Genomic DNA, 17,189 nt, shown 5'->3' with positions numbered 1-17,189 from the left:
GGCCCCGCGGTAGGCGGGGCCGCCGGTCCGTTCAGTCGGTCGCCGGTGCCAGCATCGCCTCCACCGATTCCGCCACCGCGTCGGCCTGCAGCACAGGGCCCATATGGCCGCAGCCGTCCAGGACCTGCAGGGTGGCGGCGGGCAGGGCCGCGGCAAGCCGTTCCGACATCCGGCGGGTCACCGGCGGCGAGGCGCCGCCCTGCAGCACGGTGACCGGCGCCGGCAAGGCCGCGAGCATGGCCCGGTCCAGCGGGAAGTCGCTGGTGGCGCGCACCAGCCGTGCCAGTTCCGGCGCGTCGGCGACCATCCGGGCGCGGGCCGGCGGCGGGATCCGCCCCCAGGCGATTTCGTTCCAGGCCTCCACGAAGCCGGCGACACCGGGTTCCGGGTCGCCGGCGGCGATCCGCCCCTCCAGATGGACGACGATCTCCGCGTCCCATTTCCGCAGGGCCAGGTCTTCCGGATCATCTGCCGACAGCATCGCGGTCACAATCGGCTCGTACAGCACCAGCCGGTCATGCGGTGCGCCTTCCGCGGCGGCCAGCAGGGCGGTCAGGGCGCCCATGGAATGGCCGACCAGGACCCGGCGCTCCGCCGGCACCTCGCGCAGGCAGGCTGAAGCCAGCGCGGCATAGGCGCGGATCGGGTTGCCGTGCGTCGCCGCTGCGCCGGCTCTTGCCGCTCCGGGCGGCGGGCCCAGATGCGGCACCAGGATGCGGCGGTGCGGCCCGGCCAGGCGCTTCGCCAGGCCGGCCATCGCACGCGGGTTCTGGGCCGCGGCATGCAGCAGCAGGACAAGCTCCGGCCCGTCGCCGATTTCCAGTACCTCGACTTCGCCGGTGGAGAAGCTGCGACGCGCCTGGGGGGTGGCATGGGGCGCGCCGGCAAGGGGAGCAGGCGCGTTCATGCGCTCTTTGCCGCTGTGGCGGGCACGATCGGCGGGCGTACGTTCAGGGCGTCCTTGTCGAAGCCGGCGATCCGCTTGTAGGCGGAGGCCGCCTCCACCAGCTCGTCGCGCGACAGCACCTCGTCGATATGGCCGAAGCCGTCCGGCGCCCGCTCCTCGACGATGTCCAGCACCTTGTCCGGCCCGTCGGCGCGGTTGGCCAGCACGATCTTCGTCGTGACCGGGCGGCGCTCCGCTTCATAGGCCGCCAGCGCGGCCGGCGTCTGGCCCTGCGCCAGGATCTCCCGCGCCAGGACGCGGGCGTCCAGGATCGCCTGCGAGGCGCCGTTGGAGCCGATCGGGTACATCGAATGCGCGGCATCGCCCATCAGGGTCATCCGGCCCCGGGTCCAGGCGGGCAGCGGATCGCGGTCGACCATCGGATATTCGTAGACGTAGGACGCGGTGCGGATGATCTCCGGCACGTCCAGCCAGGGGAAATGCCAGTCGGCGAAGCGCGGCAGGAAATCCTCCAGCTTCCCCGGCCGGTTCCAGTCCTCGCGGTTCCACAGATAGTCCTGCGGGAACTGCAGGTCGCAGATCCAGTTGATCGTCGAGCCGGCATCCCCCTCGTCGGCGATCGGGTAGCAGACGAACTTGCGCGCCTTGCAGCCCGCCATCGCCATGGTGCGGCCGGTCAGGAAGCGCGGGCCGCTGGTCACCCCGCGCCACATCACGGTGCCGCCCCAGGCCGGCTTGCCCTCATCCGGATAGAGGATCGCGCGGGCACGGGAATGGATGCCGTCGGCGGCGATCAGCAGGCTGCCCTGCGCCTGGCCCAGCGGGCGGACCTGGCCGTCGCGGTGCTCCGCCAGGTCGACCTCGATGCCGTCGCCGCTGTCGCGGAAAGCCTCCACCGAGACGCCGGTGCGGATCGCGTCGGGCCCAAGCCGCTCGCGCACCGCCTCCAGCAGCAGCATCTGCAGCCGCCCGCGATGGATGGAGAATTGCGGCCAGTTGTAGCCGGCGTCGCGGCCGCGCGGCTCCGACCAGATCAGGCCGCCATGGCTGGAATAGTAGGCGACCTCCTTGGTGCGCAGGCCGGTCGCGTCCAGCGCCGGCAGCAGGCCCAGCTCCTCCAGCTCCCGCACCGCATGCGGCTGCACGTTGATGCCGACCCCCAGCGGCCGGATTTCAGGCACCGCCTCGAAGATGCGGGCCGGCACGCCGATCTGGTGCAGGCTGAGCGCCATGGTCAGGCCGCCGATGCCGGCGCCGGCGATCAGAACGGTCATCTGCTTCCCCCCGCTTGCGGCACCCTCGAGGTACCGGCCTAGAGATCCCCGCCCGGCATGTCAGGCCGGGCTTTCCCCCTGTCTAGCGAAAGCGGGCGACGATTGCATCCCACGAAGCAGGTTCTGTCCGGGTCGGGCGTCGCCCCCGCCCGGGGCGGATCAGACCAGGTACCGCTCCAGCCCGCCGTACAGGTTGTGCATCGGGCCGCGCCGCAGTGCCAGTACGCTCAGCAGCAGGCCGCAGAAGATGCTGGCGCCGGTCTGCACCAGGCTGGCGTCGAAGACGAACGGCGTCACGAACAGGCACAGGGCCAGCGGGATGTTCAGGAAGCGGAGCGGGCGGCCGACCTCCGCCAGGGCGATGACGGTGTTGGTGACGACCAGCGAGCCGATCAGGTGGTCGGCATCGGCCATCGTGCCTTCCGCCCCCATGGTTGCGCGGGTGAACATGAGCCAGAGGCCGATGACGATCGACAAGGCCAGGTTCCAGGGCAGGTTCACCCCGCCGCCGACCATGTCCATCACCACGGCGCGCGGCGGCCGCGCGAACTCGTCCGGCTGCGGCCCGGCGGTGCCCTCGTCGGTGTCGCCGCTCAGGAAGATCCGCAGCAGCGGCCGTCCGGCGCGCGCGCGGCGGATCAGGAACTGGATGGTCGCCACCAGCTCGTCCAGGGAATAGGGGATCTGGATCAGCATCGCGGCAGCGGCGATCAGGCAGATCGTGCACCAGGTGCCGATCACGATCGGCTGGATGACGATGAAGGTGATCGACACCACGCCCAGCGGCACGATCATGATGCCGAACAGCAGCACCAGCCAGGGCATGGTGCGCCAGCGGCGGGTGGAGCCGATCACCCCGACCAGGATCTCCAGCGCGTAGGTCAGCGCGCCCAGGCCGGCATCGGGGACCGGCCAGGCTTCCGAGACGACGGAGGTGATGACCTCCTCCGTGCCGTTCTTCGGCCCCGCACCGCCGGTGAAGAAGGGGTCCCAGACGGCGTCGATATGGCCCAGCTGGTAGGCCGCCATGTAGCGCGACAGGTGCAGCCCGACGAAGGCCAGGATGATGATCGGCAGGCGCTGCGCCCAGGTGGAGGGGTTGAAGCCCCAGCCCGGCGGCACCTCCGGGCCGGTCTGCGCCGCGGCCTCCGACACGCCGGGCACCGGCGGTACCAGCACCGCGAAGCCGATCACCAGCATCCCCACCAGGGTGCCGTTGTTGTAGGCCGCCGCGGTCGGTGCCCAGAACACCAGCGGCGCGGTCAGCAGCCACAGGCCGATGCCGGCGCAGGCCCAGCGCGCCCAGCTCATCCGCCGCGACAGCGACAGCATGCCGAGCAGGGCAAGCAGCGCGCCGGAGGCGATGTCGCTGATCACCATCGCGCGGGAGTCGTAGCCCAGGATCGGCGGCGCGGAGATCAGCCAGGTCGCCATGGCGATGTTGAACCAGGCGCCCCAGATATGGCGGCCGTGCTGGTCGCGCCAGGCGGCCTGGTGGCGCCGGCGTACCGTCTCGGCATTCTCCTCTTCCGGACGCTCGGCCACCGCCTCCATCCAGTCCGGCAGGGTGATGCCGTTGGCATGGTACCAGGCGACCGGATCCTGCTTCAGGCAGCGGATCATCGCCGGCAGCTCGTCCAGGATTGCGTGGGCCGGCTCCCAGCCCAGCACCTTCCGCGCCCGGTCGACGTTCAGCGCGTAATGGTCCGCCGCCATGTCGATCATGAAGGGGCGGATGAAGGGCTTCTCGCCCTTGTCGAAATCGTCGGGGACGACCGGCTCGGACTTCTCCTCCAGCCAGGCGCCGGCCTTCGCCAGCGGCTTCGGCAGTTCGATCGTCTGCCATTCCGCCTTGCCGTGGATCAGCCGGCCAATGGCATCCTGCAGGCGCTGATAGCCGATCCCTTCGGGTTCGCCGATCAGGAAAACGCTGTGCTGCGGCAGCCGCGTGCGGCGGTCGATGGCGGCGCGGAAGGCCGCCATCATGTCGTCGGCATGGACGAAGGCCTGCCCCGCCCGCGGGTCGCCGGCATAGACATGCGACTTCAGGTCCCGCTCGTAGATGCGGGCGATCTGGTGCGACAGGGTCGGCACCGCATTGCCACGGTCGTAGAGGCCGGCCAGCCGCAGGATCACCACCGGGATATCGCCATGCTCCTCGGCGATCGCCGCCTCCGCCGCGGCCTTCGACTGCGGATAGGGCCAGGACGGCGCCAGCGGCGTCTCCTCGTCGATCCGCTCACCCGGCATGCCGGCCTCATGCACCAGCATGGTGGAGGAATAGACGAACTGCCCGACCTCGAAGTCCTGCAGGGCGCGCAGCAGGTGGCGCGTCCCCTGCACGTTGACCTGGTCGTAGAGGGGATTCTCTTCGCCGGTGAAGTCGAAATAGGCGGCCAGGTGCACGACCGAGGCAATGCGCCGGCCATGCGCCTGCTGCAGGCGCAGCATCGCCAGGTCGACGGAATCCTGCGACGTCAGGTCCGCCTCGAAGCAGGGGATCCCGGCATCGCCGCAATCGCGGTCCAGACCGATCACCGTATAGGCATCGCCCAGCGCCCGTGCCAGCTTGCCGCCGATCGCGCCGCCCGCACCTGTGATCAGGACGATGGGCGCCTCCGCGCCGGCCGTCCCGCCGATATCGTCTGTCGAATCCGCCATGACGGGGCGGTAACGGCGGGTCGCGCCGGTACGTTCCATGCGTCCGGCGGGATCCGCACCGATGGCGACAGGGCCGGCGATCAGCCCGGCGGTGCCCCGCCGCTTCCGCCCTGCAACGCGATCGCCGGCGCCAGCAGGATGGCCAGGACCAGGAGGAGGGTGGCGGCGATCTGGAGCGGGCCGATGGGTTCGCCGAACTGCAGCCAGCCGATCGCCAGCATGGTCGGCAGTTCCAGGCTGCCGGCCGCGGCGGCGCGCGCCGGTCCGACCAGCGGCGCGGCATAGGTATAGAGCAGCTGCGGCAGGAAGGCGGTCAGCCCCGCCACCCCGGCGACCAGCAGCCAGGTACCGGCATCGGCCGGCAGTACCGCGGCGACCGGCTGGGTCGCCAGCAGCGGCGCCAGGGCCAGCACCGAGCCCGCCAGCAGCGCGGACATCTTCTCCAGCACCGCGAGGTTGGGCAGGCGGGTACAGAGCACGACGATGCCCAGACCGAAGGTCAGCGGCGCGGAGAGCGAGAGCAGCAGCGCCCTGACCTGCGCCGCGTCCAGCCCGGGCGGAGAGAGCGCCAGCGCCGCCCCGGCCAGCACCAGCAGCCCGGCCGCCAGGGCGCGCCCGCCGGGCCGCTGGCCGGCCAGGGGCCAGGCCAGCAGGATCGCGAACAGCGGATAGGACATGTAGATGGTGCCGGCGGCGGCGACCGGGGCGACCTTGACCGCCTCCAGATAGCCGATCCAGCCCAGGCCCATCGCGGCCCCGGCGCCCAGCGCGACCAGCCCTTCCCGCCGCTTGCCGCGCGCCACCGGCAGGAAGGGCGCCAGCACCGCCAGCGAAAAGGCATAGCGATAGAACGCGATGGCGCCGGATGACAGGCCGGCCTCGGCCAGGCCCCGCGCGAAGAACGGGGTCAGGCCGAAACCGATCGCGCAGAGCAGCACGATCCCGGTCGCCAGAAGCGGCCCGGGCTGGCGGAGCGCGATGCGGGCCGGGCCGGTCATGGCGGCAGGCTGTAGCCGATCACAGCCGGCCCGGAAAGTCTTCATCCGCGGCAGATGGAGGCGCCGCCATCGGCCAGCATCGCCGATCCGGTGACGAAGCTGGCAAGGTCGGAGGCCAGGAACAGGGCGGCCCGGGCGATCTCCTGCGGTTCGGCGAGCCGCTTCAGCGCATGCAGGTTCTGTACGAAGGCCAGCACCTCCGGTCCCGCGCCGGGCGCGCGCGCCACGTTCATTGCGGTATCCGTGCCGCCGGGCAGCAGCGCATTGACCCGGACCCCGGCCGGGCCCAGCTCGGCCGCCAGGCACTGTACCAGGCCGACCAGCCCCGCCTTCGCGGCGGCATAGGCGGCCATGCCGGGCAGGCCGGCGGTATGGCCGACGAAGCTGCCGGTGAAGATCAGGCTGCCGCCGCCGCGGCGCTGCAGCGCCGGCGCCTGGTGACGGGCGGCGAGGAAGGCGGCGGTCAGGTTGACCTCCAGCACCTCCTGCCAGTCGGCGGGCTCCAGGTCCGCCGCCGGCGCCGTCCGGCCGACGACGCCGGCGTTGTTGAAGGCGATGTCCAGCCCGCCATGCCGGGCCTCCGCCGCCGCCACCAGGGCGGCGGCATGGGCGTCGTCGCGAATGTCGCCGGGCAGCGCGACGGCGGTGCCGCCGGCCGCAGCGATCTGTGCCGCGAGTTGCTCGAGTTCGGCGCGCCGGCGGGCGGTGAGGACGAGGCGCGCGCCCTCCTGCGCGAACAGCAGCGCCGCCTCCCGGCCGATACCGGCACTGGCGCCGGTGATGATGGCGGACTTCCCCGCGAGCATGGTCATGGCAGCTCTCCTTTCAGGCCTGTCGCGCCGGTCCGCCGGCGCGCTGGCGGGAAGATGCGCATCGGTTCGTCGCGGCGCGTCCCGCATCCTGCGATGGGCAGGCAGATCGGCCGGCCGTGGCACGATCGAGGCCTGAAATCGGAATGGGACGGCCGGATGACGACAGGCGGTGGATATTGCGATCCCGGCCGGCATGCCGCCCGCCTGGCGGCGGCCGGCTCGGATCCGCGCCAGGCGATCCGGCTCGTGCAGGGCCTGACGCCGTCGCCTTCAGGCCTGGCGGATGTAGGTTCCCGGCGCGTCGCAGAGCGGCGGGTAGCCGGCCTCCGGCGCACCCATCGCCGGGGCGGCGACGGGGCTGCCCGAATGCGCCGCCAGCCAGGCGAACCAGGAAGGCCACCAGGAGCCGTCGCGCAGCTCCGCGTCGCGCAGCCAGTCGTCCGGCGGCAGGTAGCCGTCATCCGCCGGGGTGACGGCGATCCGGTAGTGCCGGCGATGCCGTGCCGTGGCCGGCTCCGCGCCCGGCGCCGGCGGCGGCGAGACGATGCCGGCATTGTGGCCGCCGCTGGTCAGCACGAAGGTGATCTCGGTATCGGTCAGCAGGTGGATCTTAAAGGCCGATCGCCAGGGCGCGACATGATCCCATTCGGTGCCGACGGCGAACACCGGCACCCGGATGTCGCCGACAGCGACCGGCCGGTCGCCGGCGGGGAGGCGCCCCTCCGCCAGGTCGTTGTTCAGGAACAGCCGCCGCAGATATTCCGAATGCATGCGGTAGGGCATGCGGGTCAGGTCGGCGTTCCAGGCCATCAGGTCCGACATCGGTGCCCGCTCGCCCATCATGTAGTCGTGCACGACCCGCGACCAGATCAGGTCGTTGGAGCGCAGCAGCTGGAATGCGCCGGACATCTGGCGGGTGTCCAGGAAGCCCTGCTCCCACATCATGTCCTCCAGGAAGGACAGCTGGCTTTCGTCCAGGAACAGCTGCAGCTCCCCCGCCTCGGTGAAGTCGGACTGCGCCGCGAACAGGGTGACGGTGGCCAGCCGGTGGTCGCCGTCGCGCGCCATGGCGGCGGCGGCGATGGTCAGCAGGGTGCCGCCCAGGCAATAGCCGACCGCCTGGCTCTTCCGGCCCGGCAGGATCGTGCCGATCGCCTCCAGCGCCGCCATCACGCCGAGACGGCGATAATCGTCCAGGCTCAGGTCGCGGTCCTCCGGCCCCGGATTCTTCCACGAGATGGCGAACACGGTATGGCCCTGGGCGACCAGGTGGCGGATCAGCGAATTCTCCGGCGACAGGTCCAGGATGTAGTACTTCATGATCCAGGCCGGCACGATCAGCACCGGCTCCGGCCGCACTGTCTCCGCACCCGGCCCGGTCCCGGGGGCCGGCGCGTACTGGATCAGCTCGATCAGCCGGTTGCGGTAGACCACCTTGCCCGGGGTGACGGCCAGGTTGCCGCCGGGCTGATAGGCCTCGGCGCCCACCGGGCGGCGGCCGGCGACGGCGCGCTCCCAGTCCTCGATCATGTTCTGGCTGCCGCGCAGCAGGTTCATGCCGCCCTGGTCGCGGGTGCGGGCCAGCACCTCCGGATTGGTCAGGAAGTAGTTGGAGGGGGAGAAGATGTCGAGCAGCTGGCGCGCGGCGAAGGTGACCGCGCGTTCGTGCTGGCGGGTCACCCCGGGCACGCCGGTGGTGGCGTTGTGCCACCATTGCTGCGTCAGCAGGAAGCTCTGGTAGTACAGGCTGAACGGCATGTCCCGCCAGGCCGGTGCGCTGAAGCGGCGGTCCTGCGGCAGCGGCTCGATACAGGGCGCCGGCCGCGCCGCCGCCCCCTCAGTCCCGCCCGACAGGGACGGCGTCATGCAGCGCGCCATATGGCCCGCCATCCGCAGCGCCTTGCGGTTCGCCTTCTCCACCAGTTGCAGCCGCTTGCCGGGGGCCGCGGCCAGATGGATGGCCCAGTCCTGCCAGGCCGCCATCATCGCCGTCGGCGACAGGCCGGCGGTCATCCGTGCCACCGCGGCATGCAGCGAGCGGTCGACGATCTCCGGCATGGCCGTCGCGGAATAGGAATCCGGCTCCGGCCCGTCGTCCGGCTGAACCGCGGCACTGCGGGACAGGCCGTGGTGGATCGGCGCCGGCAGGCCCCCGGCCTGCGGCCTGCTGGCCAGCGGCTGGGCGACGGGAGCGGCTGGCGTGACGGGTTGGTCCGGCATGACGGGGTCCTTGGGCGGGGTCCGGTGGTGGCGGGCGCGTACGGCCTGTCCGCGACCCTCCTGCTTCACCGGGGCAAGATGGCGATCGACCTGCGGCGGTGCCATGCGGGCCGGTGACGCACTTTGTCACCGGGCTGTCACGTGCCGTGCCGGCTGCGGACAGCCCGGGACAGCCCGGGACAGGCTGCGGGGCTTTGACGCGGGCGGGCCGGTCGGGTACCCGGGATGGGATGGCCGCAGTCTATAGTTGCGGGATGGCTATAGTTGCGGGATACGCAAAGGGCAGGAAACGGTACGGACCGGGATGAGCGAGAAGCGAGACTATGAAGTGATCGTGGTGGGCGCCGGCGTGGCGGGCATCTACCAGATCAAGTGCCTCACCGACCTGGGTGTCGACGCGGTCGTGCTGGAGGGCGACGAGGATCTGGGCGGGACCTGGTACCGCAACCGCTATCCGGGCGCGCGTTTCGATTCCGAGAGCTACACCTACGGCTATTCCTTCTCCCGCGAGCTGCTGGACGAATGGCACTGGAAGGAGCGCTTCTCGCCGCAGCCGGAGAACCTGAAATACCTGAACTACGTGGCGGAGAAGTTCGACCTGCGCCGGCACATGCGATTCAACGCCCGGGTTGTCGCGATGACCTGGGACGAGGCGGCGCGGCGCTGGCACCTGAACCTGGAGGACGGCACCACCTGGACCGCCCGCTTCGTCATCACCGGCATCGGCGTGCTGTCGGTGCCGACCATGCCGAAGATCCCCGGCATGGACGATTTCCAGGGACAGTCCTTCCATACCTACTGGTGGCCGAAGGAGCCGGTGCCGCTTGCCGGCAAGCGGGTCGGCATCATCGGCACCGGCGCCACCGCGATCCAGATCATCGCTGAGATCGCCGACAAGGTCGGCGAGCTGTTCGTCTTCCAGCGCCGGCCGAACTGGAGCACGCCGCTGAACAACGCGCCGATCTCCGAGGCGGAGATGGCCCGCATCCGTGCCCGCTATGACGAGATCTTCGCCAACTGCGCGCAGTCCCCCGGCGGCTTCGAGCATGTGCCGGACCGGCGCGGCTTCTGGTCCCTGAGCCCCGAGGAGCGCAAGGCGTTCTGGGACGAGCTCTACGACACCCCCGGCTTTGCCCTGCTGATCGGCAATTTCCTGGAGATCTTCACCGACGAGGCCGCCAACAGGGAGCTGTCGGACTATGTCGCCGACCGCATCCGGCAGCGGGTGAAGGACCCGGCGGTGGCGGAGAAGCTGATCCCGAAGGACCATGGCTTCGGCATGCAGCGCCTGCCGCTGGAGACCAACTATTTCGAGGCCTATAACCGCGACAATGTGCATCTGGTCGACATATCGGAGACGCCGATCGAGCAGGTGACCGCGACCGGCATCCAGACCCGCGGGGGCCATTACGACCTGGACCTGATCGTCTACGCCACCGGCTTCAACACCATCACCGGCGCCTTCGACCGGATCGACGTGCGCGGCGTCGGCGGCGCTTCCCTGCAGGAGAAGTGGAAGGAGGGACCGGTCACCTATCTGGGGCTGATGACCCACGACTTCCCGAACCTGCTGACGGTGGCGGGGCCGCAGAGCGTCTCCGGCTCCACCAACTATCCGCGCGCGATCGAGGATGGCGTGAACTGGGCGACCGCCCTGCTGAAGCACGCGCTGGAGAAGGGTGCCACCCGCATGGAGGTTGCGCCGGAGGCGGAGCTGGAATGGCGCGAGGAGGTGGTCCGCGCGCAGGAACGGCTGCTGCTGCGCAACAGCAAGGGCTGGTTCACCGGCTACAATTCCAACGTGCCCGGGCACCAGGCGGGCAAGATCCGCTACCAGGCCTATTGGGGCGGCTCGCCACGCTACCGCAAGCTGCTGGAGCGTGCCGCGGCGGAGGGCTATCGGCACATCCAGATGGGCTGAGGCCGGGCGGCGGCAGGACAAGCCGCCGCTCCCTCCCCGCGATCGTGCAACGTCGCGATCCTGAAATCTTCCGGGGCCGGTCCGTTTGATTGGCCCGCGCAACGATCGTCCGCTACGCTCCCGCCCTGGTTGGGGGGTCCATGAGTCTCGGGGGGATGGGCATGGCTGCGGACAAGGAACGCATTGCGATTCTGGGCGGTGGCGTGGGGGCGTTGTGCGCTGCCGTCGCCTTGTCAGAGATCGATCCGAAGGGTGAGAAGTACGAGATCACCCTCTACCAGCTGGGCTGGCGGCTGGGCGGCAAGTGCGCCAGCGGCCGCAATGCAGAATACGGCCAGCGGATCGAGGAGCATGGCCTGCACATCTGGGCCGGCTTCTACGACAATGCCTTCACCGTCATGCGGGTGGTCTGCAACGCGCTGAAGCTGCCGCTCGACCAGCTGTTCGTGCGCGAGAACCTGATCTTCTATGCCGAGGAGAAGAAGGGCGCCGTGCCGCCGGTCTGGGAACCCTGGCCGTTCTGGTTCCAGCCGGCGCGGGATCCGGACCTGTTCCCGGGGCGCGACAGCCTCTGGGCGCCGCCCGACCCGGTGATGCCGTCGCTCGCCCAGCTGGTGCAGCGGACGATCGGTTCCGTCATCTTCGAGCTGGAAAGCCTGTGGAAGGACTGGCCGGGCGACCAGCAGGCGGAGACCCGGGCCCTGCTCGCGCGGCTGCCGGCGGCGCAGCGGGCGCGGCTCTCGGCGGCCCCGATCCCGGAGACCGGCCATCATCCGCTGCTGGAGCTGGCGCGGCGCTTCGGTGCCGGGCTGGAGAGCGATGTCGACGCGGTCCGGCGGACGGCGGAGGACGATGTCTCGGCCCTGCTCGGCGGCTTCCAGGAACTGCTGAGTCCGCTGGCCGATGCCGAGCGGCTGCTGAAGGGCCTGGAGAGCCTGCCGACGGACCTGCGTCATGTCGCGACGATCGTCAATCTGGGCCTCTGCATGGTGGTCGGGATGATCCGCCATGGCTGCCTGCGGAACGGCCTGGAGGCGATCGACGATCTGGAGTTCCGCGCCTTCCTGGCCGAACAGGACAAGGCCGCCGCCCACAACGAGATCGTCACCGCGCTCTACGAGTACATCTTCGCCTTCAAGGACGGCGACCACGAGCAGCCGGCGGTCTCCGCCTGCTCGGCGGTGCAGGGGCTGATCCGGCTCTACTTCACCTACAAGGGCGCCTTCTTCTTCAAGGGGCTGCGGGGGATGGGCGACATCCTCTGCACGCCGATCTACCAGCTGCTGAAGAGCCGCGGCGTGCGGTTCAGGTTCTTCCACAAGGTCACCGAGCTGCACCCGACCGCCGACGGCAGCGCGATCGGCACGATCCTGATCGACCAGCAGGCGGCGACGGTCGGCGATGCGGAGTACCGGCCGCTGGTGCCGGTGCAGGGCTTCGACTGCTGGCCCTCGACGCCGGAATGGGCGCAGCTGGTGAACGGGGAGCAGTTCAAGGCCGAAGGCGTGGATTTCGAAGCCGCTTACGGCCCGGTGCCACAGCCGCCGCCGGTGGCGCGGCTGGAGCTGAAGCGCGGCCAGGACTTCGACAAGGTGGTGCTGGGTATCTCTGTCGGGGCCCTGGCGGAGATCTGCAAGCCGCTGGTCGACCGGAACGCCGCCTGGGCCGACATGGTCGCCAACCTGGCCACGGTCCGCACCAAGGCCTACCAGCTCTGGATGGACCGGACGGTGGACGATCTTTGTCCGGACTATTGCGTGCCGGAGGACTTCAAGCTGCCGGCGCCGGAGACCGTCGGGCCCGTCGTCGCGACCTGCGCACCGCCGTTCGACACCTATTGCGACATGTCGCAGCTTCTGCCGGCGGAAGAATGGCCGGTGCCGGAGCCGAAATCCGTCGCCTATTACTGCGCGGTGATGGACGAGACGGCGCCGAACAACGAGGCGCTGGCCGCCGACGCGGTGAAGACGGACGCCATCGGCTGGATGAAAGGCTGGCTGCACAACCTCTGGCCGGAGATGGGGCGGGGCGCGGACTTTCGCTGGGACCTGCTGCACGCATCGGCCGACCTGAAGGGGGCGGACCGGTTCGATGCGCAGTACTGGCGGGCCAATATCGATCCGACCGAGCGCTACGTGCTGAGCCTGCCCGGCACCCTGCGCCACCGGATGGAGCCCGGCGGCTCGGGTTTCGAGAACCTGTTCCTCGCCGGCGACTGGACCCGGGTGCCGGAGATCAATGCCGGCTGCGTGGAGGTCGCGGCGATGTCGGGCCTCGGCGCCGCCTCGGCCCTGTCCGGTGTGCCGATCCCGATCGTGTCGCTGACCCCGGAGCCGCAGCCGACCAACGACTATGTCGACTATGCCGGCTGGACCAGCCTGGCGCCCGCGCCGGCCACCAGCCGCCACACCTCGTTCTACAGCTTCGCCTTCCCGACCGGCGGCACGGCCGGCCAGGACTTCCTCGACCGTTCCTTCAACAAGGTCGCCGGATACCAGCGGTTCCGCACGATGCTGGACCTGACCTTCCTGCTGATCGTGCAGTCGCGGCGGACGGGCGCGCCGACGCCGCCCTACAACAGCGAAGGCACGATGGATGAGACCGATATCGGCTTCTGGCTGCCGGTCGGGTCCTATGCGCCCGGCGGGGTGCTGCCGCAGGCGATCGGCCTGGTGCCCGCCTACCTGTTCGTCGACAACGGCTGGGCCACGATGACCGGGCGGGAGGTCTGGGGCATGCCGAAATACTATGCGGAGATGGTCCTGCCGCAGGGTGCCGGTCCGGCCTATGGGCCGTTCGAGGTCTCCGCCCTGGCGATCCGGGACTTCGCCCCCGATGCCCGGGCGCGCGAGCATCGGGTGCTGTCGCTCACCGGCACGGACATCGCGCCGGTCCAGCTCGTCGGCAGGGATAGTTCCCCGGCGGCGTCCCCGATGGCTCCGGCGGAACTTTTCCGCCGGCTCTGCGGCTGCGCCGAGCCGGGCCAGCTCCAGGCGCTGGAAGGTGCCGGCATGCCGTCGTTCCTGGGGGGTGTCGGTTTCGGCTTCACCACCTTCTGCCTGAAACAGGCCCGGGCCGCCGACAGCCCGACGGCGGCCTGCTACCAGGAGCTGCTGCAGGGCAGCCTCGACCTGACCCGGGTGCATGCGGCCGGCCTGCTGCCCGGCAGCTGGACCCTGGAACTGCATGCGCTGGACAGCCTGCCGCTGATCGCCGATCTCGGGCTCGGCACGCCGACCGACGGCCGCTTGTCGCTGACCACAGGGATCGGCCTCTGGGCGGAGATGGACTTCGTCACCGGGGTCGCGCATCCGATGACCTGATCGGGCGTGCCTGCGGCGGTCCTCAACCGGCCGCAGGCGCCGGCCTGCGCAGTGCCGCCGCCCGCCGGGCGAAGCCCGCGGCGCCCTGGGCCTCGGCAATGGCGATCGCCTCGTCCAGGGCGGCGGCGACCTGGTCCGGCCCGGCATCGGGATCGCGGGCCAGGATCTCCGCCCGGCGCCGGTGCAGGGCCGGCAGGAAGTAGCGGTCGCCGTAACGATGGGACGCGGCGATCGCCTCGTCGATGTTCCGCCGCGCCTCGGACAGGTTGCCGAGGTTCAGCTGCAGTCCCGCCACCTCGCCCAGATAGAAGCAGGTGAAATGCATCATGCCCAGGCCGCGGAACGCCGGGATGGCGGACTGCGCCACGGGCAGCACCTGCTCCGCCTTCCCCAGATGGCCCAGGGCATGGGCGCGCAGGCTGGCGGTCACCAGCTCGTAGAGCGGGTAGCCATGCTCCCGGCAGATGGACAGCGCCTCCTCCGCGATCGACAGAGCCTGCGGATAGCTGCCGCGCAGCAGTTCGTAGAAGGCCAGCCAGGACAGGCCGAAGGCCAGGTCGAAGGGCCGGCCCAGGGCGCGGGCATGCCGCGCCAGGTCGTTGACGACCCGGATCGCGCCGTCATCGTCGCCGGTCGCCAGCAGCACCATCAGCAGCGAAGACAGGATGTGCACCAGGGAATCCTGCGTGCCCAGCATCGGCAGCCTTGCGCCGTCATGGCTGGCATAGAGCGCAGCGGCATGCTCCAGGTGCCGGCGCGCCGCCGCCAGGTCGCCCTTTGCGAACAGGATGTAGCCCAGCGCGCCCTCGCCCTCGATACGCTGCTCGGCCAGCCCGGTCTCCTCGCCGATCGCCATGCAGCGGCGCGCCATGTCCTCCGCCCCGTCCAGGTCGCCGGCGATCAGCAGGAAGGCCCAGATGCCGTGATAGACGGCATAGAGTTCGGCGACATTGCCCATCGCGTCGCAGATCGCCCGCGCCTCGGCCAATGCCCGCCCGGCCTCCGGCGAGGCATAGCCGCGCGAGGCGCCGAGGCTGACCACCAGGCCGATCAGCAGCTGCAGCTCGGTGCCTGCGCGCGCCGGGTCTTCCGGCAGCTGCCGCAGCAGCTCCAGCGCCGTCTGCAGATGGGCCGCCGCCTCGGCATGGGCGGTGCGCGATGCCGCATGCTGGCCGGCGGCCGCCCAGAGCGGCACCGCCTCGGCGATCCGGCCGCCCTGGGTGAAATGGTAGGCAAGCGTCTCCGGATCGCTCTCCCGCATCTCCGGGAAGCGCTCCGCCAGGATCGCGGCGATATGGGCGTGCAGGTCCTGGCGCTGGCTGCGCAGCATGGTGCCGTAGGCGGCCTCCTGCACCAGGGCATGCTTGAAGCTGTATTCGGCATGCGGCGGACTGCCGCGCCGGTAGATCAGCTCGGCATGGACCAGCTGCGCCAGGGCCGTCTCCAGCTCCGCCTGCGGCATGGTCGCAACCGCGCTGACCGTCTCGTGCGTGAAGGTCCGGCCCAGTGCGGCGGCAGTCTGCGCCACGGCGCGGGTCGATGCCAGACGGTCCAGGCGGGCGAGCAGGGATTCCTGCAGCGAGGCGGGGATCGCCTGCGGTGCGGTCGCGGCTGTGGCGACGTACTGGCCGCCCGACTCCACCAGCAGATCGCTCTCCACCACCGCCTTGGTCAGCTCCTCGATGAACAGGGGCACGCCGTCGGTGCGGCTGCTGATCTGGTCGACGATGTCCGCGGGCAGCATCTTGCCGCGGGTCAGATGGCCGATCATCTCCACCCGCCGGCGCGGCGGCAGGCGGCTCAGGCTCAGCAGGGTGACCTGCGGCAGGCCGATCCAGGGCGCCTTGAACTCCGGGCGGAAGGTGACGACCAACAGGATCCGCAGGGTCGCCACCCGGTCGACCAGCAGGTCCAGCACCTCGCGGGTGGTCGGGTCGATCCAGTGCACATCCTCGCACAGCATCAGCAGCGGCCGGCGCGCGGCCAGTCCCTCGACCATCGCCAGCAGCGCCTGCTGGGTCTTCTCCTTGCGCTTCTGCGGGGTCAGGTCGCTGGCCGGGTAGCGCCCGTCCGCCGGCACCGACAGCAGGTCGGCCAGCAGCGGCGCCGCGCCGCGGGGATCGTCCGATGCCGTCGCCAGCAGGGCCTCCAGCTTGTCGAGGCGCTGCGCCGCACTGTCCTCGCGCTGGAAGCCGGCGGCCCGTTCCAGCTGCGTGATCGCCGGGAACAGGGCGCTGTCCTGGTGGTGTGGCGTGCAGAGCCAGCGCAGCAGGGTATGCGGCTGGCCGGCCAGCTGCGCGATCAGGCTCTCCGCGATGCGCGACTTGCCGATCCCCGGCTCGCCGGACAGCAGGACCACCCCGCCCTCGCCCGCGCGGGCCTGCTGCCAGCGCCGCTGCAGCAGCCCGACCTCCTCCTCGCGCCCGACCAGCGGGGTGGTGGTCGCGCGCAGCGCCTCGAAACGGCTCTCGGCATCGCTCTCGCCCAGCACCTGCCAGGCCGGCACCGCCGCGGCGAAGCCCGGCAGCGCCACCGCGCCCAGATCGCGATAGTTGAACAGGCCGGCGGTCAGGCTGCGGGTTTCCGCCGAGATGACGACCGCGCCGGGCATCGCCAGTGCCTGCAGGCGGGCGGCGAGGTTGGGGGTGGCGCCGATCACGGCCTGTTCCGGCGCCGGACCCCGGGCAGTCCGGTCGCCGATCACCACCAGCCCGGTCGCCACGCCGATCCGCGCGGCGAGGCTGACATCCACGCCGGGCGTTCGCGGGGGCAGGACCAGGGCGGGCAGCGCCGCGGCGAGTTCCAGCCCGGCGCGGACGGCCCGTTCGGCATCGTATTCATTCGCCTGGGCATAGCCGAAATAGGCAAGGATGCCGTCGCCGCCGTAATGCGCCACATGGCCCATATGCCGCTCGACGATCTCCGCGCAGCGCCGGTGGCAGGCGGCCGTGACCTCCTGCAGGTCCTCCGGGTCGAGGCGGGTGGACAGGGCCGCCAGGCCGTCCAATCCGCAGGACAGGACGGTCAGCTGGCGCCGTTCCGGCCGCGCCGGCTCGCCGGCGGTAGCGGCCCC

Annotated in this window: 9 protein-coding genes; 2 read left to right on the top strand and 7 right to left on the bottom strand. The window is 70.9% G+C overall.

What is annotated here, in order from left to right; translation table 11 throughout:
* Positions 1-31 precede the first annotated feature (31 nt).
* From ACFOGJ_RS12200 to ACFOGJ_RS12175, 6 genes are all read right to left on the bottom strand, one after another.
* Positions 32-907: an alpha/beta fold hydrolase gene (locus ACFOGJ_RS12200; protein WP_379900694.1), complete on the bottom strand. Its 876-nt coding sequence runs from the start codon at positions 905-907 to the stop codon at positions 32-34.
* Positions 904-2,181 carry a flavin-dependent oxidoreductase gene (locus ACFOGJ_RS12195; RefSeq protein ID WP_379900692.1) on the bottom strand — a complete coding sequence of 426 codons (1,278 nt, stop codon included), beginning with the start codon at positions 2,179-2,181 and terminating at the stop codon, positions 904-906. The genes ACFOGJ_RS12200 and ACFOGJ_RS12195 overlap by 4 nt, the downstream gene beginning before the upstream one ends.
* 159 nt (positions 2,182-2,340) lie before the next feature.
* Positions 2,341-4,881 (bottom strand): NAD-dependent epimerase/dehydratase family protein, encoded by a 2,541-nt coding sequence (locus ACFOGJ_RS12190; protein ID WP_379900690.1) that lies wholly within the window; start codon positions 4,879-4,881, stop codon positions 2,341-2,343.
* 41 nt (positions 4,882-4,922) lie between these two features.
* Complete coding sequence (locus ACFOGJ_RS12185; protein ID WP_379900688.1) at positions 4,923-5,840, bottom strand: EamA family transporter; 918 nt, start codon at positions 5,838-5,840, stop codon at positions 4,923-4,925.
* Between the two features lie 41 nt (positions 5,841-5,881).
* A complete protein-coding gene (locus ACFOGJ_RS12180; RefSeq protein ID WP_379900686.1) occupies positions 5,882-6,652 on the bottom strand; it encodes an SDR family oxidoreductase in 771 nt (256 codons plus the stop codon).
* A gap of 270 nt (positions 6,653-6,922) precedes the next feature.
* Positions 6,923-8,872, bottom strand: coding sequence for a PHA/PHB synthase family protein (locus ACFOGJ_RS12175; RefSeq protein ID WP_379900684.1), 1,950 nt, complete (start codon positions 8,870-8,872; stop codon positions 6,923-6,925).
* Positions 8,873-9,176: 304 nt separating this feature from the next.
* On the opposite strand from ACFOGJ_RS12175, the gene ACFOGJ_RS12170 reads away from it, so the two are divergent.
* Entirely contained in the window at positions 9,177-10,793 is a 1,617-nt protein-coding gene (locus ACFOGJ_RS12170; protein WP_379900681.1) for a flavin-containing monooxygenase, read from the top strand.
* A 161-nt stretch (positions 10,794-10,954) separates the two neighbouring features.
* Positions 10,955-14,116: an NAD(P)-binding protein gene (locus ACFOGJ_RS12165; protein WP_379900679.1), complete on the top strand. Its 3,162-nt coding sequence runs from the start codon at positions 10,955-10,957 to the stop codon at positions 14,114-14,116.
* A gap of 22 nt (positions 14,117-14,138) precedes the next feature.
* Here the strand turns inward: ACFOGJ_RS12165 and ACFOGJ_RS12160 are convergent.
* The coding region (locus ACFOGJ_RS12160; protein WP_379900677.1) for an AAA family ATPase at positions 14,139-17,189 on the bottom strand (3,051 nt) is incomplete at its 5' end.

This window comes from Marinibaculum pumilum, assembly GCF_042646425.1.
Lineage (GTDB): Bacteria > Pseudomonadota > Alphaproteobacteria > Ferrovibrionales > Ferrovibrionaceae > Marinibaculum > Marinibaculum pumilum.
This window is presented reverse-complemented; position numbering and strand designations above follow the sequence as displayed.

What these genes read in the sequence shown, in the direction of transcription:
- ACFOGJ_RS12175 (WP_379900684.1), bottom strand. Translation starts at nt 8,872, where the DNA reads ATGCCGGACCAACCCGTCACGCCAGCCGCTCCCGTCGCCCAGCCGCTG.
- ACFOGJ_RS12170 (WP_379900681.1), top strand. Translation starts at nt 9,177, where the DNA reads ATGAGCGAGAAGCGAGACTATGAAGTGATCGTGGTGGGCGCCGGCGTG.
- ACFOGJ_RS12190 (WP_379900690.1), bottom strand. Translation starts at nt 4,881, where the DNA reads ATGGAACGTACCGGCGCGACCCGCCGTTACCGCCCCGTCATGGCGGAT.
- ACFOGJ_RS12200 (WP_379900694.1), bottom strand. Translation starts at nt 907, where the DNA reads ATGAACGCGCCTGCTCCCCTTGCCGGCGCGCCCCATGCCACCCCCCAG.
- ACFOGJ_RS12195 (WP_379900692.1), bottom strand. Translation starts at nt 2,181, where the DNA reads ATGACCGTTCTGATCGCCGGCGCCGGCATCGGCGGCCTGACCATGGCG.
- ACFOGJ_RS12180 (WP_379900686.1), bottom strand. Translation starts at nt 6,652, where the DNA reads ATGACCATGCTCGCGGGGAAGTCCGCCATCATCACCGGCGCCAGTGCC.
- ACFOGJ_RS12165 (WP_379900679.1), top strand. Translation starts at nt 10,955, where the DNA reads ATGGCTGCGGACAAGGAACGCATTGCGATTCTGGGCGGTGGCGTGGGG.
- ACFOGJ_RS12185 (WP_379900688.1), bottom strand. Translation starts at nt 5,840, where the DNA reads ATGACCGGCCCGGCCCGCATCGCGCTCCGCCAGCCCGGGCCGCTTCTG.